Genomic DNA, 24,854 nt, shown 5'->3' on the forward strand with positions numbered 1-24,854 from the left:
ACTCTTCCCCTTCAAATTGTTATAAAAAATATTCTTTACATTAACTGACTGGTGACCGTCAAACCTACGCACAGACTAGTAAAGCCGTATGCGTAAAGAGTGGGATTTATACCAACTGCGCTGTTCATGGTCAAGATATCTCTGCGTCTAGTGTGCGTTTGCACGCGACTCGCCAAGAAAATCTCCACTCCCATCCACTTTATTAAGACTGTCGTCAATACCTGCTAAGTAAAGATCTTCAGAAATTTCTTCTGGAAAACTTTCTAGGGCAATATCCAACACCTCATCAATCCATTTTACTGGACGGATATCAAGATCGGCCTTTATGTTTTCCGGAATTTCTTTAAGGTCTCGCTCGTTTTCCATCGGGATTATAACGGTTTTTATCCCTCCGCGGTGAGCCGCAAGCAGTTTTTCTTTCAATCCGCCAATGGCTAATACCTGTCCCCGAAGAGTGATTTCACCCGTCATAGCAACATCAGAGCGAACAGGAATTCCCGTAATAACCGACACTAAAGCTGTACACATACCCACACCGGCTGATGGGCCGTCTTTAGGGGTAGCGCCTTCAGGCATATGAATATGGATATCATGTCTATCGTGATACCTCGCAGGTATTCCTAGGCGCTTAGAGCGGCTTCTAACAACCGTTGTGGCCGCCTGTATAGACTCCTGCATAACGTCGCCCAAAGAGCCTGTTTTGATATGACGACCCTTACCTACAACCGAGACGGCCTCTATCGTGAGCAGCTCACCACCAACTTGCGTCCAAGCCAAGCCAGTGACCTGACCAACCTTGTTTTCTTCCTCGGCCTTGCCATAGGTGTACTTGCGAACACCGAGATACTCTTCTAGGTTTTCACTATTAATAGAGATGGTGCCGCTATCGCCATTTAATGCGACATTCTTAACGACTTTCCGACAAATTTTCGCTACCTGCCGCTCCAAGCCACGAACCCCAGCTTCTCTTGTGTAGTACCTCACAATATCTTGCAGGGCCTCTTCAGCAATAGTTGCTTCTGATTCTTTCAAACCATTGTTTTTAAGTTGCTTGGGAACAAGGTAACGAAGAGCAATATTAATTTTTTCATCTTCCGTGTAACCAGGGATACGAATGACTTCCATTCTATCCATAAGCGCCGGCGGGATGTTAAGCGAGTTAGATGTACAGATAAACATAATATCTGACAAGTCGTAGTCTACTTCAAGATAATGGTCATTGAATGCGTGGTTCTGTTCAGGGTCTAACACCTCCAACAAGGCAGACGCTGGATCACCTCGATGATCCATACCCATTTTATCGATTTCATCCAGTAAGAATAATGGATTGCGAACCGCTGTCTTAGACATTTTCTGAATAACTTTACCCGGCATTGAGCCGATATACGTCCGTCGGTGTCCGCGAATCTCCGACTCATCGCGCACACCACCCAGCGCCATACGCACAAATTTACGGTTCGTTGCGCGAGCTATAGACTCACCAAGCGAGGTCTTACCCACACCCGGCGGGCCTACCAAGCATAATACGGGGCCTTTTACTTTTTTAACCCGTTTTTGAACCGCAAGGTATTCAAGAATGCGGTCTTTAACTTCCTCAAGGCCATAATGATCTTGATTCAATATTTCCTCAGCACGCTTGAGGTCGTGCTTAACGCGGGACCGCTTCTGCCAAGGAATATTTACCAACCAATCAATATAACCACGGACAACGGATGCTTCAGCAGACATGGGTGACATCATTTTAAGCTTAGTCAACTCAGCGGTTGCTTTTTCAAGTGCCTCTTTACTCATTCCAGCTTTATGGACACGATTCTCTAGATCTTCAAGCTCATTAACGCCCTCTTCAGACTCACCTAGCTCACGCTGAATGGCTTTCATTTGTTCGTTTAAATAGTACTCGCGCTGACTTTTTTCCATTTGCTTCTTAACGCGGCCACGAATACGTTTTTCGACTTGAAAAAGGTCAATCTCAGACTCCATCAACCCCATTAAATGCTCTAAGCGTTCACGCTCATTAGCCATTTCAAGTACAGCCTGCTTTTGCTCTAACTCCATGGTCATATGCGCTGCGATAGTATCGGCCAAACGCCCAGGGTCATCGATTCCAGACAGGGATGTAAGCACTTCTGCAGGGATTTTTTTACTGAGGTTTATATACTTTTCAAACTGTGAGATCGCAGATCTAAGCATGATCTCCGACTCTTCTGGCGCAATTTGTTCACCCTCCAAAGCACTAATTTCAGCACTAAAATAATCTGCTTCTGCTGTAACAGCGTTTAATTGCGCGCGATAGCTCCCTTCTACCAGAACCTTTACAGTGCCATCTGGGAGTTTAAGTAACTGCAGAATATTGGCAATCGTACCAATATCATATAAATCATCTGTTCCTGGCTCGTCTAAATCGGGATTGCGCTGAGCAGCAAGAACAATCTCTTTATTGCTAGCCATCGCCAATTCTAAGGCTCGTATGGATTTATCGCGACCCACAAATAATGGGATAACCATGTGGGGGTAAACAACCACATCGCGCAAAGGAAGCAGTGGCAATTCCTGGGTATTATCAATGTCAGCCATTACTTTTCCTCTTAGTTAATCTAGGCGGGTATATTCAGAAGTATGTTCAGCTTTTAAAGATAGCTTAGTTCTAAGATGGGGATTTGCGACATTAAAAACAAGACTTGACGTGTAAAGAAACTGACAAATATAGAAAAACACTGCAAAAAGAACTTTTCACAGTGTTTAATCGAGGAAGGTATTACTCTTTAGGGGCAGCTTTGCGCTTTTCCTTGGCGTTGTAGACAAGAATAGGCGCAGAATCACCCTTGATCACCGAGCCATCAATAACAACCTTACTTACGTCATCCATTGACGGCAAATCGTACATTGTATCCAACAATACCGACTCTAAGATCGAGCGCAGCCCCCTAGCCCCGGTTTTACGTGTCATGGCTTTTTCGGCTACAGACCTCAAACCATCTTCACGAAAATCTACTTCCACACCTTCCATGTCAAACAGTTTTGCATACTGCTTGGTGAGTGCATTTTTTGGCTCAGTCAAAATACTAACCAAAGCATCCACATCAAGCTCTTCAAGTGTTGCGATAACGGGTAAACGGCCTACGAACTCAGGAATAAGCCCGTAACGGACTAGATCGTCTGGCTCGACATCTGCAAGAATTTCACCGACATTAAGCGCTTCATTTTTACTTTTGACTTCAGCGCTAAAACCAATTCCACCTTTCTCGGATCGATCTCGTATAACACGATCCAAACCAGCAAAAGCGCCGCCACAAATGAACAGAATATTTGATGTATCAACCTGCAGAAACTCTTGCTGCGGGTGTTTACGGCCACCTTGAGGAGGAACCGATGCAACAGTACCTTCAATCAATTTAAGTAGCGCTTGCTGAACACCCTCACCAGACACATCGCGAGTAATTGATGGGTTGTCGGACTTTCGTGAAATTTTGTCAATCTCATCGATATAGACAATACCCATCTGGGCCTTTTCCACATCGTAATCACACTTCTGCAATAGCTTCTGGATGATATTTTCGACATCCTCACCCACATAACCGGCTTCAGTTAATGTAGTGGCATCAGCAATGGTAAAGGGGACATCAAGCAAACGCGCCAAAGTTTCGGCAAGTAATGTTTTACCACTACCAGTAGGCCCAACCAAAAGAATATTACTTTTGCCGAGTTCTACTTCATCCTTATTCTTATCACCGTATCGCAAACGTTTGTAGTGGTTATAAACCGCCACTGACAATACTTTCTTAGCTCGCGCCTGGCCAATAACATACTGATCCAACGTATGGTTTATCTCTTGCGGAGTGGGCAATGTCTCTCTACCCGCCTCACTAGCAGCTTCCTGAACTTCTTCACGAATGATGTCGTTACAGAGATCGACACACTCGTCACAGATAAAGACAGACGGCCCGGCGATTAATTTGCGGACTTCATGCTGACTTTTACCACAGAAGGAACAGTACAGCAGTTTGCCGTTATCATCTGTGCCGTCTTTACTACTCATCAATACCTACCTTGTTCTGATTTTACGCGGTGATAGAAACACCTTAGGGTAAAGATGACGCCTTTTACCCTTATTTGCAAGTTTGTACTTTCCGAAACCAATATGGTGATTACTGTAGAACGCGTTAACCGCGGGCAGACAGCACTTCGTCGACCAAACCATATTCACAGGACTGCTCAGCATTCATGAAGTTATCCCGCTCTGTATCCCGCGCAATTGTCTCGTATGTTTGCCCAGTGTGTTCTGCCATCAAATGGTTAAGCTTTTCTCTAATAATGAGTATCTCTCTAGCCTGAATATCTATATCAGTTGCCTGGCCTTGAGCACCACCACTAGGCTGGTGAATCATGGTGCGCGCATTCGGTACAATAAAGCGCTTACCCTTTGCACCACCACTCAACAAGAAAGCCCCCATACTGGCAGCCTGGCCAATGCACATAGTGCTTACATCAGGCTTAATAAATTTCATTGTATCGTAGATAGACAGCCCCGCTGTCACCGAACCACCAGGAGAATTGATGTATAGATGAATATCTTTATCCGGGTTTTCGGACTCGAGAAAAAGCAACTGCGCAACAATGAGGTTGGCCATATGGTCTTCAACTTGACCGACACAAAATATAACCCGCTCTTTGAGTAAGCGTGAATAAATATCATAAGAGCGCTCACCGCGAGCCGTTTGCTCCACGACCATAGGCACTAAACCCAAATTAGTCACGGTGTTACTGTTCAAACCTTCGATCGAATTGCGAGACATATTGAATACTCTTCCGTACGTAATTAATGTTCTATATTTACGGCCAGCACAAAAAAATCAAGCGACGGAACTTGCGTTCAGTCGCTTGACAGGAAAAAGCCAGAGTACCCTTTTTAGTTTAGGATTCTTCTGCCTCTTTCGCTGGTGGCGACATAACTTCTTCGTAGCTTAAAGTTTCTTCGCTAACCTTCGCTTTTTCAAGCAATTTCTCAACAACTTCCTCTTCAATAACCATGCCTTCGATTTGCTGAAGCTGTTGTGGGTTGCTCATATACCAGTTAATAATTTCATCTTTATCTTCGTAACTAGCCGCCATTTCTTCCAAAGCGGCACGCACCTTAGCTTCTTCGGCCTTTATGCCCTCAAGGCTAATTATCTCATTCAGCACCAAACCCAATTTAACACGACGCTCCGCATTTTCTTGGAATAGTTCATCAGGTAGGATATCTGCGGCATTTAATTTTTCTGCCATGGCGCCAAATTGCTGCATTTGTTGATTGCGTAGCGCTTCAATTTCCTGTGATACCAACGCTTTTGGAACCTGCAAATCAGAATGGATCGACAACACACCTTCCATCACTTGATTCTTAATGCGGGACTTAGTGGCGTTTTTCAACTCCCGAGCCATATTTTTTTCTACTTCGGCTTTAAAGGCCTCTTCACCGCCCTCTTTTACACCGAATGTTTCAAACAGTGTTTCGTCAAGCTCAGGAAGCTTCTTCTCACTAACGCTGTTTAAGGTAATTTTAAACTCAACCGCAGCGCCCTTTAATTCCTCACTATGGTAGTCATCAGGAAAGCTGAGAGATAGCGTTTTTTCTTCACCCGCTACCATGCCAACAACACCATCCTCAAAACCAGGAATCATTCGGCCTGAGCCTAGCTCTAGATCACTGCCATCAGCCTTGCCACCTTCGAATTCAACGCCATCCTTGGTGCCAAGGTAATCAATATTTGCTTTATCGCCATCTGCCGCAGCACGCTCAACAACATTCCATTCAGCGCGCTGTTGACGTAAATTCTCAATCATTTTTTCAATATCGGCCGTGGTTATCTCAGTCACGGGCGTTACAACTTCTATTGTGCTGTAATCTTTAGCTTCGATATCAGGAAAAACTTCAAAAGTCGCGACAAACTCAACATCCTTGCCCGCTTCTAAGCTTTTTGGCTCAATATTTGGACGACCAGCAGGCTTTAAGCCTTGCTGCTGGATGGCCTCATAAAAGCTTTCGTTCATGACCTCGCCAAGCACTTCCATTCGAACTGATTCACCAAATCGTTGACGAACAACACGCATAGGCACTTTACCTGGACGGAAGCCATCTAATTTGACGGTGCGTGCTGCTTTTTGCAGACGTGAATCAACGGCGCTATCAATACGTGTGGCAGGAACGCCAACAATCAGGCGACGTTCTAGGCCAGAAGTCGTTTCAACTGAGACTTGCATGGGGGGTCCTCAAAACAGGGCTGTTAAACATAAATGGCCGCCATTATCTAAAAAGCAGCCATTTAAAAGAATTCTATGAAATGGTGCGGATGGAGAGACTCGAACTCTCACGCCTTGCGGCACCAGAACCTAAATCTGGCGTGTATACCAATTTCACCACATCCGCACACTTGTAAAACCGTCTTAAGGTATTGAATTATCACGGTTTACAAATGGTATCGCGCAGCCTTGACTTTGCGAGGAACGAGATTGTGCCACAGGCCATGATCGTGATCAAGCAGACCTGCAAACAATTTTAATAACAGCCTGAATTAAGGTCAATTCAGGCTGTTATTAAGGGATTACACTCGTTCAATAATGGTGCTAATCCCCTGCCCCATGCCAATACACATAGTAGCAAGTCCGACTGACGTATCACGTTGCTCCATTACATTCAGCAAAGTTGACACGATCCGGGTTCCAGAGCATCCAAATGGGTGCCCTAAGGCAATTGCACCACCATTTAGATTAACTTTGTCATCCATCTTATCAAGAAGCTTAAGATCTTTTAAAACAGGTAAAGCCTGGGCTGCAAAAGCCTCATTCAACTCCACTGTTTCAATATCATCAATACTCATGCCAAGGCGTTTCAACGCTTTCTGAGTTGATGGCACCGGACCATAGCCCATGATGGAAGGATCAACACCCGCCACCGCCATGCCAGTAACTTTAGCACGCGGTGTTAGACCAAGATCCATAGCACGCTGCCCTGACATCATAATCATGGCAGAAGCACCGTCAGCAATTTGCGAACTTGTTCCTGCAGTAACAGTACCGTTACGAGGATCAAAAGCTGGACGAAGCTGCGACAAACTCTCAAGCGTTGTCTCTGGACGGATAGTAGTATCCTGCTTCACAAGGATCTTACGACCATCATCGCCATGCCCTTCGATAGCAATTATTTCATTATCGAATCGACCATTCTCGCGGGCATCAGCAGCGCGCAAATGTGAACGCAGACCCAGTTCATCCTGCTGCTCACGACCAATTCCATGCATCATCGCTAATGCTTCAGCGGTCATACCCATCATACCCGCAGCGCGCGCAACATATTTACTGGCTTGAGGATTGGGATCAACACCATGGTTCATGGCAAGGTGACCCATATGTTCAACACCACCGACCATAAACGTGTCACCGTAACCACTCATTATCGCTTGGGCCGCCGTATGCAATGCAGACATAGATGAACCACAGAGCCGGCTCACCGTCTGACCCGCCACTTCGTGAGGGAATTTGGTCATCACTGAGATCATTCGCGCTATATTCCAACCCTGCTCATTGGTCTGGTTAACGCAGCCCCAAATCACATCTTCGAATAACGCGGGATCAATACCCGGATTACGTGCCAGCAAGCCATCAATTAATGCCGCAGACATATTCTCTGCACGCACATTTCTATATACGCCGTTTTTCGACCGCCCCATTGGAGTACGGGCGCAATCGACGATTACTACATCATTTGCTTTATATGTCATGGTTCTTTCTCCGCCCGTTTATTTAAAAAAAGATTCGCCGTTAGCCGCCATTTGGCGAAGGCTTTCGGTTGGGTGATAAAGGGGACCAAGGTTTTCAAAGCGGTCAGCCATTTCGCAGAAAGCCTTCACACCCATTTGATCGATGTAACGCAAAGCGCCACCACGGAAAACTGGAAAGCCAATACCCATAACCAATCCCATATCTGCATCTGCTGGGTCGCGCAGAATACCTTCATCGATACAACGGACCGTTTCAATGCACATTGGAATCATCATGCGAGCGATAATGTCTTCGTCGGATAATTCGACTGAAGATTGCTTAGCGGAATCCGCCATAGCCAATGCGGCTTCGTCTTCACACTTTTTAGGCTTGCCTTTGGCATCTTCTTCATACCGGTAAAAACCAATACCATTTTTCTGGCCAAAGCGCTTAGCTTCAAACATAAGCTGTGAAACACCAGTAAAATCGTGCTTCATACGCTCTGGGAAGCCCTCAGCCATTACCTCTGCAGCGTGGTAGCCGGTATCAATACCGACAACGTCCATCAAATAGGCTGGCCCCATTGGCATACCAAAACCTTCCATAACCTTATCAATTTTACGGAAGTCACCACCGTCGCGAATCAACATATCGAAACCGGCGAAATAGGGAAACAATACGCGGTTAACATAGAAACCAGGGCAATCATTGACAACGATTGGGGTTTTACCCATCTGCAATGCATACTTAACCACTTTAGCAATGGTCTCATCGCTTGTTTTTTCACCGCGTATCACTTCTACCAATGGCATAGCGTGTACAGGGTTAAAAAAGTGCATACCACAGAAGTTTTCAGGGCGCTCTAAAGCTTCTGCTAGGCGAGTAATGGAAATCGTAGATGTATTTGAAGCTAAAACAGCGTCATTGCGAATATGCTTTTCAGTTTCAGCTAACACCGACTGTTTTACTTTTGCATTCTCAACAACAGCTTCTACTATGACATCGGCTTTATCAAAACCGTCATAGCTTAACGATGGGCGGATGCTATTGAGTACTGATGACATTTTGTCTGCAGTCATACGGCCACGAGATACTCGCTTAGCCAATAACTTGCCAGCTTCTTTCATGCCGAGCTCTAGACCCGCATCGGCAATATCCTTCATCAGAATAGGTGTTCCTTTATAGGCAGACTGGTAAGCAATACCACCACCCATAATACCTGCGCCAAGAACCGCAGCTTGCTTTATTTCGCCACCTGCTTTTGCAAAACCGCGAGCCGCTTTACTCACCGCCTGCTCACTTAAGAACAAGCCTACCAGCGCACCTGATTGCGGCGTGCGTACTAGCTTTATAAAATGGTCGATCTCAACTTCTACTGCTTCAGCGCGGTTCAAACCAGCACTGCGCTCCATGGATTTAGCGGCAGTAATAGGTGCAGGCATATGGCGGCCAGCCTGTTGCGCAACCATTGCCTTACCAGTAGTAAATGACATCATTTTTTCAATATCATTTAATTTAACCGGCGTTGTTTTTTCGACCCGGCGAGCTTGGTAATCAAATTCACCAGCAATTGCGCCTTTAAGTAATTCAAGAGACGCGTCAATTAGTGCTTCCGGCGCGACCACTGCATCTACACCGCCATCACTTAAAGCGGCTGCAGGTTTTTGATGATTACCCGTTGCAATCCACATCATTGCGTTGTCGCAGCCAATCACCCGAGGCAGCCTTACTGTACCGCCAAAGCCCGGATTGATGCCTAGTTTTACTTCAGGTAATCCCACCACTGCAGTGGACGACATAACCCGAAAATCACACGACAAGCACATTTCAAAACCGCCACCCAGTGCGACACCATTAATAGCGACCACAGTAGGAACAGGGAGATCTTCAAAATCATTAAATACTGTGTTGGCTTTTGTTGCCCACTCGCGAAGGTCTGAATCTGGCAGCTTAAAAAGCTCAGTAAATTCAGTGATATCAGCCCCGACAATGAATACAGGTTTTCCGCTAGTTACCAAAACACCTTTAAGCCCAGACTCAGACGCTAACGCAGCAGTAGCTTCACCAAGCTCTTCAAGTGTGATTCGATTAAATTTGTTAACTGAATCGCCTTCTAGGTCGAAACAGAGTTCCGCAATGCCTTCTTCCAGGTACTTTGCAGTTAACGCCTTGCCTTGATAAATCATTTTTGTTCCTCAAATTGAGTGGTGGCGGCGGCATTTGCCATACATTCATGTTTACCATGTAAACATTGGGTGCTAAAACTACCGTATTCTAAAAATATTGGCAAGCTATGCCGTAATTTAATCAGTCAAACACGCGGGATCAAATCGGTAAGCTTCTTGAAGCCATTCACAAACCTCACGCGCTGCAGGGTGGTTTATTTGACCATAAGTAGCCAAGAGCTCAGTTTTTTCATCTGAACTGAGACCGTCAAGCCCCACGCCCTGAAATATTGCCGCATCTCTTGCCATTAAATCACCAAGGTTATCCGGCAAATCTGCAAGCACTGATTGAAAAGCACGATCCACATCGTAGATCTTATCGTCATTATAGACCGCAGCCAGCGTTGGCAAGACCAACATTGACAGATGAAACTGATTCATAGGATTTATTGCATGGCCATTTGTCAAACTTGCCATTTCTGACGATCTACCAGTAAAGGGTAATAAATGTAAAAACCGGCTAGTTTTGCGACCATCATTCACAGGGTAATTATCCCAAATCAACGGCTTTCGTCCTAAAACAGCCGCGGCTTTTTTACAATCGTCAGCGGTATAAGCCTCACTGATCACCCGATTCCCAGTCCATAACACATCGACTCGCTGGTCCATCAAGGTATTTAACGCCTCAAAATACCCATCGGGACATTGACCAAATAGCTCTTCAAGTATCGGGTCAAAACTATAATAACTAGGGCACATTGCAATTTCGATATCTGGCATCTGTGCTTGAATATCATTAACAACGGCAGCCTGATTCTGAGCTAGAGATGGATTCCCTGCAGGTAAATCATCAAATAAAACCCAAATTATATCGGGGTTAAGACGTTTTATTTCAGTGATTTTATTATCTAAGTTAGCCTTGTCTTCAGTAGTGTAATTGGTTTGCAAACCAACAGGAGATAAGCCTAGCCCCCACTTTATTCCAGCTTTGCGGCAGTACCTCCCCAAAGACAGCAAGTTTTCCGTATGCGTTACTGTAAAGGGCTGAGTCCAGAGACTACGCAGGCTAGCATCCCCTTTAGGGGCGTAAATATAACTACTGTACCCCCATTGCCGCAGCAACACCGGAAGTGAAAAACGCTGCTCCCAGCGCCACTGGCGGCCATAAAATCCTTCCACAAGCGCTCTAGAGAATGCCATTATTTATCTCATCCGCGATGATATCGCTGTTTAACAAAGGGGGCTTGCCGCAAAGTCATCGGCAACAATTTTTTTCTCACACTGGCAAACAAAACATCGCCTGACGCCAGTGACAAATTATTAACATAAGCCATAACAATAGGCCCGCCAACACTTGGACCAAATCCGCCACTCGTCACATGACCAATGATGTCGCCCTTATCATTTACAATATCCGCCCCTTCGCGAACAGGGGCTCGGCCCTCTACATCGAGTAAAACACGTTTACTTTCAGTGCCCTCAAGCAGATGCAGAGCAATAATATTTGCACCGGGATACCCTCCAGCGCGCTCTGCACCAGGTCGCCTGCATTTTGATATTGCCCACAATAAATTAGCTTCAACAGGGCTAACTGCATCGCTCATATCGTGGCCATATAAGCACAAGCCCGCCTCCAAACGGAGAGAGTCTCTAGCACCTAAGCCAATAAATTCCACTTCTGTCTCCGCAAGTAGTACTCTTGCCAATGCCTCAGTATTTTCTTGCGCTACAGAAATCTCAAAACCATCTTCACCAGTATATCCCGAGCAACTCAGCCAGCATGGGATATCGGCAATCGTACAATTGCCAGTATCCATAAACACCATCTTTTCGGTTGCCGGTGCCAAACGTGCCAACACTTGCCTCGCCTTAGGTCCTTGAAGTGCAAGCAAGCCCTGCCCCTCTAGCATCTCCAGCGTTATTTGAGCCGGTAAATGCGCACGCAACCACGCATAATCTTGATCTTTACATGCCGCATTCACAATCACTAAGTAATGATCACCACAGTTGGCAAACATCAAGTCATCTAAGACCCCACCTTGCTCATTCGTCAACAAGCCATAGCGCTGTCGGTTGATAGGCAAACCGAGCACATCTTGCGGCATTAACTTTTCTAATTCTTCGGCGACATTGTGACCCTGAACACGAATCTGCCCCATATGGGAAACATCAAACAAGCCCGCAGCACTTCGCACGTGTAAATGCTCTTTCAACACCCCCATAGGGTACTGCACCGGCATATCATAGCCAGCAAATGGAACCATTTTCGCCGACATTTCTCGGTGTAGCGCATTTAATGGGGTGGTTAATAATTTATCCGTGCTCAATGCACTATCTCCTGAAATTAAAACAATACAATCAAAAACTGCTTACTTTGCCAAAGGGAAGAGGCGTTCAAAATTCTCTGTTGTGTGTTGTAACACCTCTTGATAAGACAAACCCTTTAGCTCTGCCACGCACTCGGCAACCTCTACGACATATTTAGGTTCATTTTTCTTACCGCGATACGGCACGGGTGCCAGGTAAGGAGAGTCGGTTTCAACCAGCATCCTTTCTATGGGAACTCGCCGCACAACTTCACGTAACTCATTCGCATTTTTAAACGTGATAATGCCTGAAAATGAAATGTAGTAACCCATGTCCATGGCTGCTTCAGCCATTTCCCATGATTCAGTAAAGCAATGTAAGACCCCGCCGATTTCTGGCGCACCGTGTTTAGCTATCAGTGCAAGAGTGTCTTCTCTGGCGTCGCGAGTGTGAACAATGGTCGGCTTGCCACAGTCAGCAGATACCTCAAGATGTTGCGCAAAACTCCGCTGCTGGTCAATTTTACGATCACTGCTGTAATAATAATCTAAGCCCGTCTCCCCTATAGCGACCACTTTAGGGTGATCCGCTAACTCGGTAAGCGTTTTGACTGAACAAATATCATCACTTATATCGAGGGGGTGAACACCTACCGATGCATAGATTTGGGGGAACTGCTCCGCAATCGCGACGACTTTTGGCGCGTTATCCAAATCAATACCAATACACAGCATTTTTGAAACGCCGCGTTCAGTTGCAGCGTCTATGGCTAAGCTCAAGTCGCCATCATAGGGTTTAAGGTCAATCCGGTCGAGATGACAGTGGCTATCTACAAGCATGGTGCTTCCATCTGTATTAAGAATTGAAATCCGAATAGCTAAATTCGAACTTACATTGTATGGGTGGGCTTATCAGACTCAAGGATGCCAGCTAGGTAGGATTCAATCTTCTTATTGGCAACACCGTCGCCGCCCACGAACTGGACCCCAATTCCTGCTGCACGATTGCTTTGCGCTCCGCGAGGCGTAATCCACACTACCTTACCCGCTATAGGCAGCTTTTCAGGTTCGTCCATTAACGTAAGTAACATAAACACTTCATCACCTACTTTATAGGGCTTGGTGGTGGGTACAAATAATCCGCCATCTTGAATAAACGGCATATACGCCGCATAGAGAACCGCCTTATCTCTAATTGTCAGAGATAAAATACCGTTACGTGCACCTTGCGCACCACTCATACCCTCAACCCCAGCTAACTTAAAACTATTTCATTAATACCATACTACACAAAGGCACTTAGCGCGCAGCACTACGACGACAAAGTGCCATCCACTCTATAAAAAGGGCCTCTAAAACCAAGCGTTTATTTAACGCAACCCCGCGACCAAAGCTAGAACGCAATTCAAGCCCCCTCTGCAGAGTATCCATCACAAATCTAGGCGGCACTGACGTAAATTCTAGCCAACTTTTTGCCACCATTGATTGCGCTGCTAACTGATGCCGGGACAGGTCCATTAATCGCGTGCACCACCAATCGAGGACTTGCAAAATATCTTTATCCAACAATTCATCAGCAAGATTTAATGGGGTCTTTTGGCCAGTAAATAAAGCCGATAATGCCGAGTCGAAACTTTGAAGCAAGGCCAAACCATCCTCTTCAAAGATTTTTTTAGCTGCCAGTGGGCGCCCACCACTTTCTGCCAATAATGTTTTCACCAAATTTTGATCGCCAACATAATCTTTCAACCATGACTCAACAAGCCCAGCATCAGGAATGCCAAAACGGAATTGCACGCAACGAGACCGAATGGTGGCCAATAACTGGCTGCTACTATGGCTAATCAATATTAAAACTGTATTAGACGTCGGCTCTTCTAATGTTTTTAATAAAGCGTTGGCGGTAAATATATTCATTGCTTCGGCGGGGTAAATCACAACGAGCTTCCTCCCCCCATCCCTATGGGCTCGTTGTGCTGAAAACCGCTGAAGGCTGCGAACTTGATCGATCCCAATTTGACGCTTACCCTCATCAGGAGATATCTCCCGGTAATCGGGGTTGCTACCATCCAGCTGGAAATGACAACTCCGACATTGGCCGCAGGCAGCAAACTGCGAGGGAGATTCACACAATAAATACGCAGCGAGTGCTTTTGCAAAACGCAGTTTGCCAATGGACTCCGGGCCCGCCAGCAATAAGGCATGAGGTAAACGACCGGAGTCTATTAGGCGCTGCATGTCCTGCCACTGACTCATTTGCCAAGAATACGCAACCAATGCCTCAGACATCATCATTGCCGTGGTAATGATCTATTTGCGATTTTAGTGCTTTAGCAATACCGGCCTGAACCACGTCTAAACTAGCACTAGCATCGATTATGTTAAACCGCTCAGGCGCTTGATTGGCACGGGCAAGATAAGCAGAGCGAACCTTTTCAAAAAACACCTGCTTTTCTAACTCAAAGCGATCAAGCGCCCCGCGTGCACCGGCTCTCGCCATGCCAATATCAACTGGCGCATCTAATAATAATGTGCAATCTGGTCGCAAGTCGCCTTGCACCAAACTTTGTAGTTGTTCGATTTTATCAACAGACAAACCCCGCCCACCTCCTTGGTATGCGAAAGTTGCATCGGTAAAACGATCGCAAAGCACCCAAGCACCCCGTGCTAACGCTGGCTCAATTAGGGTCTTTAGATGCTGCGCCCGAGCCGCAAAAACCAACAATAGCTCACTTAATTCACACATTGCCTCATCTCGTGGCACAACGAGTATATTACGAATCTCTTCTGCCAGCGGTGTTCCACCCGGCTCTCTACTTACAATATGTGGAATCTTTGCGTCTTCAAGTAATGCTTGAATAAATTGGATATTTGTCGATTTACCAACACCCTCTGTCCCTTCAACCGTGATAAAGCGGCCTCTAGCCTGGTAACTCAAGGTTTCTTCTCCTGCACCGGTGGCGCTGAACGATAATCGGCTCTACGTCGATTTAACTGGTATTGTTTTACTGCAGTTTCATGCTCTTTAAGCGTCGCCGAAAAATAATGGGTGCCATCCCCCTTAGCCACAAAGAAAATAGTGTCACCCTCAGCAGGGTGAAGAGCCGCATGGATTGCCTCACGGCCAGCTAAGGCAATTGGGCTAGGCGGCAAGCCGTGCTGACGATACGTGTTGTAAATATTATTTTCATCGCGCAAATGTGAACCACGTAAATTACCTTTGTATTCTGCGCCCAAACCATAAATTACCGTCGGGTCAGTTTGCAAACGCATTCCAAGATTTAATCGCCGCACAAACACACCTGCAATTTGTTCTCGCTCCTCAGGAACACCCGTTTCTTTCTCTATAATGGAAGCCATAATCAGCGCTTCATACGCATTTTGATAAGGAAGCCCTGCGTCTCTCGCATCCCATTCGTCCTGCAAAACACGGACTAAGCGTTTATACGCCCTAAGCAAAACACTACTTGGCTTGTCACCTAGGTGATAATCGTAAGTATCAGGGAAAAACAAGCCTTCAGGGATACTGGCGAAGGGTTCATCAATACTCAGCAGCTTCCAAAGACGCTCATCATTGTGCAATATTTCCTCTTCTAATAAAGGCTGCGATGATAAAGAAGAGATCACTTGCTTCATCGTCCAGCCCTCTAGGAGGGTTAGCTGGTGACGAACGACATCCCCTTCCATCATCAGTGCCAGCACGTCAAATAAGGACATGCCTTGTTCAAAATGATATTCACCCGCTTTTATTTCCGAAATAGCTGGGTTTATGCGTGCATATATTTTCAAGATAGCTGGGTTTGTGAGCCAACCTTGTTGCTCAAGTTGATTCACCATCGCTGAATATCCCGTACCCGGCTCCAATATGAAAACGGCAGGCGACTCAGGCAGCGGTAACTCTCGGTTAAGATAGGTATTGAGATACCAAAAGGCAGCAAGCAAGGTGATAATTAATGGGAAAACCAATGCTAAGAGCACTTTCAATAATTTAAGCATAGAAATAGCGCTCATACTCCTGCTGAAATAAACGGCTCATTGGGCCAATCTCTTTGTGCATACACTCAATTTTTGTGACGGGCCAAATTCCAAAAACACTATTACAAATAAATACTTCCTCTGCTCGCACAAGTGCAGATATACCAAATGCTTTTACCCTAACAGGTAAACCCAAAGATTTAGTATCACTTAGGATTTTGCTACGCATAATGCCGTTTATACCGCAAAGTGATAATGAGGGCGTTATCAACTCACCACTAACAACGGCAAAAACATTGCTGCGACTACATTCAATAACGCAACCCGCTTGCATCATCAAGCCTTCTTGATAACCACGCTTATGCAACTCTTCTGCAGCCAAGACCTGCTCTAGTCGATTTAAATGCTTGATACCCGCTAATAGCGCTTGCCTTGCCAGCGGGGTTTGACACACCGCCAGCACCACCCCCTCATCCCACATCTCTCGGTGTTGCTTGTAACTTGAAACGCTAACAATACGATCTGACTCCGCCTTCAACGGGGTATACCCACGCGCTGTAGTGCCGCGAGTTAATATTATCTTGAGCACCCCAAGTGGTTCATCGAATGCAGCCAATATACGTAAGCAATCGTGCTTAATGGCAGCGATATCACAGGGGATATTTAAAATTTTTGCACCGCTCTGCAGTCGACATAAATGCTCGTCTAACCACAGCGTTTGAGAACCACGCACCAACACAGTTTCAAACACACCATCGCCATAGGCAATGCCGCGATTGCTTGCTGACACTTCGTCACTAAAGCGGCCATTAACGAGTGCAAAACCTGAACTACCCACCACTGGCTTTACAATTTGCCAAACAGCAAACTGCCATTGGTTCCACCAAACCCAAACGAATTCGATAAGGTATAGTCAATATTACGCTGTTGCGCGATATTGGGTACATAATTCAAATCACAGGCGTCATCAACCTCTTCAAGGTTAATTGTTGGTGGAGCCACCTGATCACGTAGCGCCAAAATTGAAAAAATGGCCTCCACAGCACCGGCAGCGCCAAGTAAATGACCAATCATAGATTTTGTGGAGCTAACTGCCACATTACTTGAGGCCGTGCCCATTAAGCGTTGCACCGCCATACTTTCTGCTAAATCACCCGCCTTAGTTGATGTACCATGCGCATTAATATAATCAAGCTGTTCAGCATTCAATTGTGCATCATTAAGAGCACTTTGCATCGCAGTGTATGCGCCCCGCCCGTCCTCAGGTGGAGATGTCATATGGAAAGCGTCGCAGCTCATCCCAAAGCCCAATAACTCCGCGTGAATATGAGCACCACGTCGTTTGGCAAATTCGTACTCTTCCAGCATTAACATGCCGGCACCATCGCCCAACACAAAGCCGTCTCGCTGCTTGTCCCACGGCCTACTCGCAGCTTGAGGGTCATCATTTCGTGTCGACATCGCACGGGCAGCAGCAAAACCACCAAGCCCAACTGGGGTGGTCGCCATTTCGGCCCCACCGGCTAACATCGCATCAGCATCGCCGTAGGCAATCATTCGCGCAGCCATACCAATATTGTGCGTCCCTGTGGTACATGCCGTTGTGATGGCAATACTTGGTCCCTGCAAATTATGTTTGATCGCCAATACCCCGGCAATCATATTGATAATCGCACCAGGGACCGTAAAAGGAGATAACTTCCGCGGCCCACGTTCATCAATAGTCACTCGACTACTTTCTATTAAGCCGATTCCACCAATACCAGAGCCAATCGCTGTTCCAACTCGGGGCGCGTTAAGATCAGTAACATCAAGACCTGAGTCAGATAATGCCTGCTCAGCAGCCGCAACGCCGTAGTGTATGAAAGGGTCAAAACGTTTAGCTTCTTTTGCAGACATATAGTCGCCAACGTCAAAATTCTTAATAGCACCACCAATACGAGTCGCAAAATCAGACACATCAAAGCGGTCTATCATAGAGATACCACTCTTACCTGCCAGTATGTTTTGCCATGTCTCTGCTACGGAATTTCCTAGCGGGCTAACCATGCCCATTCCAGTAACAACAACTCTTCGTTTTGCCATAACCCCTCCAAAGCCTCTGCATATGCATTATACGCAATATCTAGTATATAGATGGTATGCACAGGCATAAAAAAAGCCGCTCTACATAACATAGAAACGGCTTCTTAAAACGGTAAGACCGTTACGTTATTACTTACTGTAGATTTTCTTTGATGTAATCAATAGCCAAACGAACAGTAGTAATTTTCTCTGCTTCTTCATCAGGAATCTCTGTTTCAAATTCCTCTTCGAGAGCCATTACCAGCTCGACAGTATCAAGAGAATCCGCGCCCAGGTCTTCCACGAATGATGCTGACTCTGACACATCCTCTTCCTTAACACCTAGCTGCTCTGCAACTATTTTCTTGACGCGCTCTTCAATGCTACTCATGGTCGTTGGTGACTCCTAATTAAAATTAAAATTTTGGGCCTGCTTAATTTTTTTTGTTAAAGATTAATCCCTTTAGCAAAAAAGCGCAGCCGCCGAAATCGTGTTTCATACTGCTAGCACTTGGGTAGTTATTCTACCGCGACTAGCACCGCTTGTGCATAGTAAAACATGAAAAATTCACATTTGGGGAGAAAAAATCCTTCCCCAACATATGTTTACGCCATATACATGCCGCCATTAACGTGTATCGTTTCCCCAGTGACATAAGCCGCCGCATCACTGACCAAAAAAGCGACAACTCCAGCTATCTCTTCAGGGCTGCCAAGGCGCTGTAAGGGTATCTGAGTCTTTAGCGCATCACGTTGCTCATCAGCCAATTTCTTGGTCATATCAGTATCGATAAAGCCGGGAGCAACTCCATTAACTGTAATTCCTCGTGAACCTATTTCACGAGCCAATGCACGTGTAAAACCGTCCATTCCGGCTTTTGAAGCAGCATAATTTGCCTGACCAGCGTTACCCATCGCCCCAACTACGGAGCTAATATTAACAATACGGCCCCAGCGAGCCTTGGTCATACCCCGTAAACACGCCTTACTCAAGCGGTAAAGAGAGTTTAAATTGGTGTCGATGACGTCGTACCACTCATCATCTTTCATGCGTAGCATGATGTTGTCCTTAGTAATACCCGCATTATTAATTAATACCGACGGTGCGCCGAACTTTTCACCAATAGACTTCACCACACTATCCACAGAACTTGTATCGGCAACATTTAACGCCATGCCGACACCCTCAATTCCAAGCTCAGAAAAATGCGCGGTAATCGCATCCGCACCACCCTGCGTAGTCGCTGTACCAACTACCGTGTACCCCAACTTCCCGATAGCAACAGCAATCGCCTGCCCTATCCCTCGGCTCGCGCCTGTTATTAATGCGACTTTTGCGCTCATTATAAACTCCTTAATTAATCTCTAAACAATAAACTATTTAGTAGCTTCCAAGGCATCGGCAAGGCTCGCCGGCGAATCAATATTATTACAGCTTAACGATTTATTTATCCGCTTATTTAAACCGCTCAACACCTTACCAGGACCGCACTCAATGGTATTACTGATACCAGCAGCCACCATTGTTTCCACGCAATCAACCCACTTAACTGCACTAAAAATCTGCTCGACAAGTAAACTCTTAATTACAACAGGATCCGATTCCGTTTTACCATGCACATTGTGCACCACAGGAATACTTGGCGCGTTCACAACAATATCAGCCAACGCTACTGCAAGTTTATCGCCTGCTGGCTTCATCAATGACGTATGGAAAGGTGCGCTTACGGGTAACGGCATAGCACGTTTTGCACCTGCCGCTTTAAGCATTTCAATAGCCACATCCACTGCAGCAACCTGACCCGCAATGACAACTTGACCAGGCGAATTAAAATTAACGGCCTCTACCACGCCACCCTTAATAGCCGCCTCTGCACAAATTTGAATAATTTTTGCATCATCAACGCCCAGCACCGCTGCCATCGCACCCTCTCCAACAGGCACTGCCGTCTGCATATACTGTCCACGAGCCCGCACGAGACGAACCGCATCTGAAAATTCTAGAGCCCCAGCGCATACCAATGCAGAGAACTCACCCAAACTATGTCCAGCCAATAGTGACGGACGTAATCCACCTTGCTCACACCACAGCCGCCACACAGCAACACTGGCCGTCAATAGTACGGGCTGAGTTGTTTCAGTAAGATTAAGGCTTTGTTGATCACCATTTTGTATCAAGTCCCACATATCATATGACAACGCTTCAGAGGCCTCTGCAAACGTGTCTTTAACAAGCTTATATGACTCTCCTAACTCAGCTAACATACCCACTTTCTGAGAACCCTGACCAGGAAAGACTAGCGCAAGCTGACTTGCATCCATTACATGCTCCTTTTGCTTAATGACATTTATTTACAATTTATTTGTGCCTATTTGGGTGCCGATCGACTGCGTTACACCTTCACTCACCGCTAATGCAGCTTGATGTATTGCTGACTCAAAACTTTCAACCCCAGAACTGCCATGACTTTTTATCACCACACCATTAAGGCCCAACAATGCAGCCCCATTATAACGATCAGGATTTATCTCACCCTGAAACGCCTTTAATACCGGCATGGCCAATATCGCCGATAAACGGCCATATATACTCTGCTCAAATTTGGTCTTTAGTTGATTACGTATGAAGCTAGCGGTGCCTTCGCAGACTTTTAGGGCAACATTCCCAGTAAAACCATCGCAAACCACAACATCAATCTGCTCTGAAAAAATATCATTTCCCTCGGCAAAACCAACATAATTTAATCTTGGATCAGCAGAAATTAATTCAGCAGCCTCTTTAACTACCGAAGGACCCTTAATTAATTCAGCGCCAATGTTTAATAAAGCTAAGCGGGGCGTATCACTAGCGCCAAGCGCCTTGGATAGCGATGCCCCCATTACCGCAAATTGATACAACTGAGCCGCATCGCAACTAATATTTGCGCCCAGATCTAACATCAAGGTATAGCCATTTTGTGCAGGGATTGGTGCACAAATCGCAGGACGACTGACACCAGATAAACGCTTCAAGACAATACAACTCATAGCAACTAACGCGCCAGTATTACCGGCACTGATAACACCCGATACATGACCATCTCGAAGCATTTCAAGAACGCGATACATTGATGACTGCTTTTTGTACCGGAGGGCTTTAGATGGTATTTCATCCATCGCAACGATATCTGGGCTATGGTGTATTTGGAGCTGCTCTGGGTTATATTTTTTTTGGGCGAGCGCAAGAAGTATAGAAGGCTCATCGCCAACTAAGGAAATATGAAGAGCTGAATTTTGATTCAGCGCATTGATTGTGGCAGTAATAGAAGAGCGAAGACCATGATCTCCGCTCATTGCATCAACGGCTAGTCGCAGCGATGCCACGCAAATACTTAGTCGTCTTTACCAGCAACAACTTTGCGACCACGGAAAAAACCATCCGCAGTTACATTGTGACGAAGGTGCTTTTCACCGCTAGTCTGATCAACAGACAGAGTTGCACCAGTCAATGCATCGTGTGAACGACGCTGACCGCGACGTGAACGGGTCACTTTACTTTTTTGAACAGCCATGGCCTAAAAATTCCTCGTACTTAAGATTAATCGCGGGGCTTTATTTTCCCCAATATAGCAAATGGCTTATCATTTTCTTCCTGGTCACTCACTACCTCGACCGGCTCAGGCTCTGGTATAAATTCGCGACACTCTTCGTCATGATAACTAACGAAGGGAGTATTTATAATAAGCTCCTCTTGCAACAAATCAGCAAGCACCAGACTCTCCTCTTCCAAAATCAATGGATCCAATGACTTTGGTAGTGCCTTCGCCTGCTCATCCGTCCACACGATAGCTAAATTAAATTCAGCCTCAATGCATGTAGGCATGGGGTTTAAACAACGCTGACAAATAACTTCAACCTGCGCTACCGCCTTACCTTGTATACACTTAAACCCCTGCTCATCACGAAAAAAACGCAAATCAATGTCTACCGACCCACTATCATTAGCGAGACCAGCAACAAAACGATCGAGACCTGCAACTTGGCGGTAGGCATGTATTTCCATACCAGAAACGACAAATTTACGAGCATCTACAAACTTTGGCAGGGGCTGTCTTTGCATAGGCGCGCAATCATAGGGACTATGCAGACTATTGTCAAAGCAAAACACCCGTATTATTAGTGCCCTAGGGGCAAAAGAAACACTACACCTTGCGTTATCACTGATAATAACCTCATTAGGCATTTATCACACACCTCGGCCCAGAGTAGTTCACGGTATAATCATTTAAGTAAAACCAACAAAAAGGACACCCACCCTCAGTGCAGCCACCCTCACTAATCTTGGCCTCTAGCTCAAAATACCGATTACATTTACTGAATCAGATTGGTTTATTTCCTATCTGTATCACACCAAATATTAATGAAACAGTAAAACCTTTTGAAACCGCTGAAGCGCTAGCAATCCGCCTAAGCATTGAGAAAGCCGAGGCTGTAGCGCAGCTACAACCAAACGCCATTATTATTGCTGGTGATCAAGTTTGTGATATCAAAGGTGCAATATTAGGCAAACCAGGGAATGTAAGCACCGCAAAGGAACAATTAACACTATGCTCTGGTCGTGAAGTTATTTTTCATACCGGTCTTTGCGTCTACAATCCAATGAGTAATCAACTTCAAAGTTATAGCGAACAAGTTCATGTTCGCTTTCGTGACTTAAGTAGCAATGAAATCGACAGATACATAGCTAGAGAGCCAGCCCTAGATTGTGCCGGCAGTTTCAAAATGGAAGGGTTAGGCATCAGCCTATTCAAGTACATCCGTAGCAATGATCCAAACACTTTAATAGGGCTACCCATTATAAAACTCTGCGAACTACTACGAAATGAAGGAATCTTTGTCTTATAAGGAGCGCAAGCAAATCACATTGAGTGATGCGAGCCTAAAACCGTAACCAATGATGCAAACTCATCAATAATTACTAGTGGCGACCAGCGAACTAGACGCTCCGAACTATGAGCGCCGTAGGACACACCAACACTGGGCATCGCAATCTTATTCGCCATTTCCAAATCATATTCTGTATCACCAACCATCACCGCGTCACAAGGGTTAACTGACATTTCAACACAAAGCTGATGCAGCATAAGCGGATCCGGTTTTGAGGCAGTTTCATCCGCACAGCGGCTAGCACTAAACAAGGCACTGATATCCAATCCAGTAAAAACCCTATCTAAACCTCGTCGACTTTTACCGGTTGCCACACATAAATCGTGCCCTTGGTGCTTCAAGGCATGCAGCGTTGACTCAACCCCAGGAAACAATTGACAAGGCTCTTTATCCGCCTCGATAAAACAACGAACATACCAAGCTCTAATTTCCTGAACAGCAGCGCTATCAAGCTCCGGATACAGCATCGCAATCGCAACACTTAATTCCAAACCGATAATGTTGCGAATCGAGTCTGCACTACACACCGGAAAACCACATTGACTCGCGGCCTGCTGCATACAAAATACAATCTTATCGCTAGAGTCGATTATTGTTCCATCCCAATCAAAAATTATAAGCATTACAAAATCATACCGTCATCTTCTAATATTTTTTCTAGATCGCTAGGTAGTGGGGCTACAACCTGCACCCGGCGCCCTTCCAGACTAAACGCCAATGAATGCGCATGAAGAAACAAACGCTTCAAACCTTGCCGCTTAAAAAAAGCATTTGCATCATCATCCCCGTATTTATCATCGCCCAATATAGGGTAACCAGCATACTGACAATGCACTCGAATTTGGTGCGTTCTTCCAGTAACGGGCCTAGCTTCTATTAAACTCGCTCCAGAAATACGACGTATCAAACTAAACTCAGTCAACGAGCGCTTACCTTCCAACTCCACTCGCACCATTCTCTCACCAGAATTGAGCACATTTTTCTGCAAAGGTGCATTAACCTGCTGCTTTCTAACCGGCCACTTCCCTGCCACTAAAGCCAAATAACGCTTATCCACGCCCTTACGTGCCTTAAGAAGCTCGTGCAGCTGCTTTAACACTGCACGCTTTTTGGCGACCATAACACAGCCTGATGTATCTCGATCTAAACGGTGGACCAATTCTAAACTGCGCTGCTCGGGATACATCTGCCTGAGAGCCTCAATTAAACCAAGTGAAATACCGCTACCACCATGCACAGCAAGACCTGAAGGCTTATTAACAATAAGCAAGCCATCATCTTCATATAAAATTGATGAGCGAAGACTGCTATCGAGCCCCCCAGGAACTACTACCTCACCTCGCACTGCCACCCTGACCGGCGGTACTCTTACTACATCACCAAAGGCAAGCTTTTGATCTGGCTTAACGCGAGACTTATTTAGTCGCACTTCTCCGCGACGTAATAGGTTATAAATCCTAGACTTAGGGACGCCTTTTAATTCTCTCATTAAGAAGTTATCAATACGCTGCCCCGCATAATCGGCCTCTACAGTCACCAGGCGAACCGCTGGATTGATAACAGTTTCTGAACTCACTTACACTCCCGTAACTCATTGAGTTAGTTATTTAATACTGATATAGTCGTCCGGTAGCTACCGGGTCCGGTTCCCGCCACAGCATGGCTGTGACGTGAGGGAAGA

The 24,854-nt window shown here is 45.8% G+C and carries 24 protein-coding genes and 1 tRNA gene; 1 reads left to right on the forward strand and 24 read right to left on the reverse strand.

The genetic code is table 11. The features are described from left to right. Positions 1–147: 147 nt before the first annotated feature. The 22 genes from lon to AELLOGFF_RS08795 form a co-directional block, all read right to left on the reverse strand. Positions 148–2,574, reverse strand: a complete 2,427-nt coding sequence (gene lon, locus AELLOGFF_RS08690) for an endopeptidase La (protein ID WP_159268378.1) — start codon at positions 2,572–2,574, stop codon at positions 148–150. A gap of 181 nt (positions 2,575–2,755) precedes the next feature. Continuing rightward, entirely contained in the window at positions 2,756–4,036 is a 1,281-nt protein-coding gene (clpX, locus tag AELLOGFF_RS08695; RefSeq protein WP_159268379.1) for an ATP-dependent Clp protease ATP-binding subunit ClpX, read from the reverse strand. A 124-nt stretch (positions 4,037–4,160) separates the two neighbouring features. Next, positions 4,161–4,793, reverse strand: a complete 633-nt coding sequence (gene clpP / locus AELLOGFF_RS08700) for an ATP-dependent Clp endopeptidase proteolytic subunit ClpP (RefSeq protein WP_159268380.1) — start codon at positions 4,791–4,793, stop codon at positions 4,161–4,163. 118 nt (positions 4,794–4,911) lie between these two features. Next, positions 4,912–6,240 carry a trigger factor gene (gene tig / locus AELLOGFF_RS08705; RefSeq protein WP_159268381.1) on the reverse strand — a complete coding sequence of 443 codons (1,329 nt, stop codon included), beginning with the start codon at positions 6,238–6,240 and terminating at the stop codon, positions 4,912–4,914. Positions 6,241–6,321: 81 nt separating this feature from the next. Further along, a tRNA-Leu gene (locus AELLOGFF_RS08710) sits at positions 6,322–6,406 on the reverse strand. Positions 6,407–6,581: 175 nt separating this feature from the next. Next, entirely contained in the window at positions 6,582–7,757 is a 1,176-nt protein-coding gene (gene fadA, locus AELLOGFF_RS08715; RefSeq protein ID WP_159268382.1) for an acetyl-CoA C-acyltransferase FadA, read from the reverse strand. Positions 7,758–7,775: 18 nt separating this feature from the next. Then, a complete protein-coding gene (fadB, locus tag AELLOGFF_RS08720) occupies positions 7,776–9,923 on the reverse strand; it encodes a fatty acid oxidation complex subunit alpha FadB (protein ID WP_159268383.1) in 2,148 nt (715 codons plus the stop codon). A gap of 117 nt (positions 9,924–10,040) precedes the next feature. Next, on the reverse strand, positions 10,041–11,102 hold the full coding sequence (locus AELLOGFF_RS08725) for a beta-N-acetylglucosaminidase domain-containing protein (protein WP_159268384.1): 1,062 nt from the start codon (positions 11,100–11,102) through the stop codon (positions 10,041–10,043). Between the two features lie 8 nt (positions 11,103–11,110). Then, positions 11,111–12,229, reverse strand: coding sequence for a glycine cleavage system aminomethyltransferase GcvT (gene gcvT, locus AELLOGFF_RS08730; protein ID WP_159268385.1), 1,119 nt, complete (start codon positions 12,227–12,229; stop codon positions 11,111–11,113). 42 nt (positions 12,230–12,271) lie between these two features. After that, positions 12,272–13,048, reverse strand: coding sequence for a TatD family hydrolase (locus AELLOGFF_RS08735; protein WP_159268386.1), 777 nt, complete (start codon positions 13,046–13,048; stop codon positions 12,272–12,274). Positions 13,049–13,098: 50 nt separating this feature from the next. Further along, entirely contained in the window at positions 13,099–13,449 is a 351-nt protein-coding gene (locus tag AELLOGFF_RS08740) for a PilZ domain-containing protein (RefSeq protein ID WP_159268387.1), read from the reverse strand. A 58-nt stretch (positions 13,450–13,507) separates the two neighbouring features. Continuing rightward, positions 13,508–14,503: a DNA polymerase III subunit delta' gene (locus tag AELLOGFF_RS08745; RefSeq protein ID WP_159268388.1), complete on the reverse strand. Its 996-nt coding sequence runs from the start codon at positions 14,501–14,503 to the stop codon at positions 13,508–13,510. Next, positions 14,490–15,146 carry a dTMP kinase gene (gene tmk / locus AELLOGFF_RS08750; protein WP_159268389.1) on the reverse strand — a complete coding sequence of 219 codons (657 nt, stop codon included), beginning with the start codon at positions 15,144–15,146 and terminating at the stop codon, positions 14,490–14,492. Before tmk ends, AELLOGFF_RS08745 begins: the two co-directional genes overlap by 14 nt. Then, complete coding sequence (mltG, locus tag AELLOGFF_RS08755; RefSeq protein WP_235035632.1) at positions 15,143–16,219, reverse strand: endolytic transglycosylase MltG; 1,077 nt, start codon at positions 16,217–16,219, stop codon at positions 15,143–15,145. Before mltG ends, tmk begins: the two co-directional genes overlap by 4 nt. After that, positions 16,197–17,024, reverse strand: coding sequence for an aminodeoxychorismate lyase (gene pabC, locus AELLOGFF_RS08760; protein WP_159268390.1), 828 nt, complete (start codon positions 17,022–17,024; stop codon positions 16,197–16,199). The genes mltG and pabC overlap by 23 nt, the downstream gene beginning before the upstream one ends. 5 nt (positions 17,025–17,029) lie before the next feature. After that, positions 17,030–18,268, reverse strand: coding sequence for a beta-ketoacyl-ACP synthase II (gene fabF, locus AELLOGFF_RS08765; RefSeq protein WP_159268391.1), 1,239 nt, complete (start codon positions 18,266–18,268; stop codon positions 17,030–17,032). Positions 18,269–18,401: 133 nt separating this feature from the next. After that, positions 18,402–18,638: an acyl carrier protein gene (acpP, locus tag AELLOGFF_RS08770; protein ID WP_103684682.1), complete on the reverse strand. Its 237-nt coding sequence runs from the start codon at positions 18,636–18,638 to the stop codon at positions 18,402–18,404. A 215-nt stretch (positions 18,639–18,853) separates the two neighbouring features. Continuing rightward, positions 18,854–19,591 (reverse strand): 3-oxoacyl-ACP reductase FabG, encoded by a 738-nt coding sequence (fabG, locus tag AELLOGFF_RS08775; protein ID WP_159268392.1) that lies wholly within the window; start codon positions 19,589–19,591, stop codon positions 18,854–18,856. A 33-nt stretch (positions 19,592–19,624) separates the two neighbouring features. Further along, complete coding sequence (gene fabD / locus AELLOGFF_RS08780) at positions 19,625–20,569, reverse strand: ACP S-malonyltransferase (protein WP_159268393.1); 945 nt, start codon at positions 20,567–20,569, stop codon at positions 19,625–19,627. A gap of 30 nt (positions 20,570–20,599) precedes the next feature. Continuing rightward, positions 20,600–21,610 (reverse strand): phosphate acyltransferase PlsX, encoded by a 1,011-nt coding sequence (gene plsX, locus AELLOGFF_RS08785; protein WP_159268394.1) that lies wholly within the window; start codon positions 21,608–21,610, stop codon positions 20,600–20,602. Between the two features lie 8 nt (positions 21,611–21,618). Continuing rightward, on the reverse strand, positions 21,619–21,798 hold the full coding sequence (gene rpmF / locus AELLOGFF_RS08790) for a 50S ribosomal protein L32 (protein WP_103684678.1): 180 nt from the start codon (positions 21,796–21,798) through the stop codon (positions 21,619–21,621). 26 nt (positions 21,799–21,824) lie between these two features. Next, on the reverse strand, positions 21,825–22,346 hold the full coding sequence (locus AELLOGFF_RS08795; RefSeq protein WP_159268395.1) for a YceD family protein: 522 nt from the start codon (positions 22,344–22,346) through the stop codon (positions 21,825–21,827). 200 nt (positions 22,347–22,546) lie between these two features. Between AELLOGFF_RS08795 and AELLOGFF_RS08800 the strand changes: the two genes are divergently transcribed. Beyond that, positions 22,547–23,131 carry a Maf family protein gene (locus AELLOGFF_RS08800; protein ID WP_159268396.1) on the forward strand — a complete coding sequence of 195 codons (585 nt, stop codon included), beginning with the start codon at positions 22,547–22,549 and terminating at the stop codon, positions 23,129–23,131. Between the two features lie 14 nt (positions 23,132–23,145). On the opposite strand, the gene AELLOGFF_RS08805 is transcribed toward AELLOGFF_RS08800, so the two are convergent. Together AELLOGFF_RS08805 and rluC are read right to left on the reverse strand one after the other, a co-directional pair. Beyond that, positions 23,146–23,796, reverse strand: coding sequence for an HAD family hydrolase (locus AELLOGFF_RS08805; RefSeq protein ID WP_159268397.1), 651 nt, complete (start codon positions 23,794–23,796; stop codon positions 23,146–23,148). Continuing rightward, complete coding sequence (gene rluC / locus AELLOGFF_RS08810; RefSeq protein WP_159268398.1) at positions 23,796–24,749, reverse strand: 23S rRNA pseudouridine(955/2504/2580) synthase RluC; 954 nt, start codon at positions 24,747–24,749, stop codon at positions 23,796–23,798. The genes AELLOGFF_RS08805 and rluC overlap by 1 nt, the downstream gene beginning before the upstream one ends. Positions 24,750–24,854: the final 105 nt, after the last annotated feature.

Source organism: Zhongshania aliphaticivorans (genome assembly GCF_902705875.1).
Taxonomy (GTDB): domain Bacteria; phylum Pseudomonadota; class Gammaproteobacteria; order Pseudomonadales; family Spongiibacteraceae; genus Spongiibacter; species Spongiibacter aliphaticivorans_A.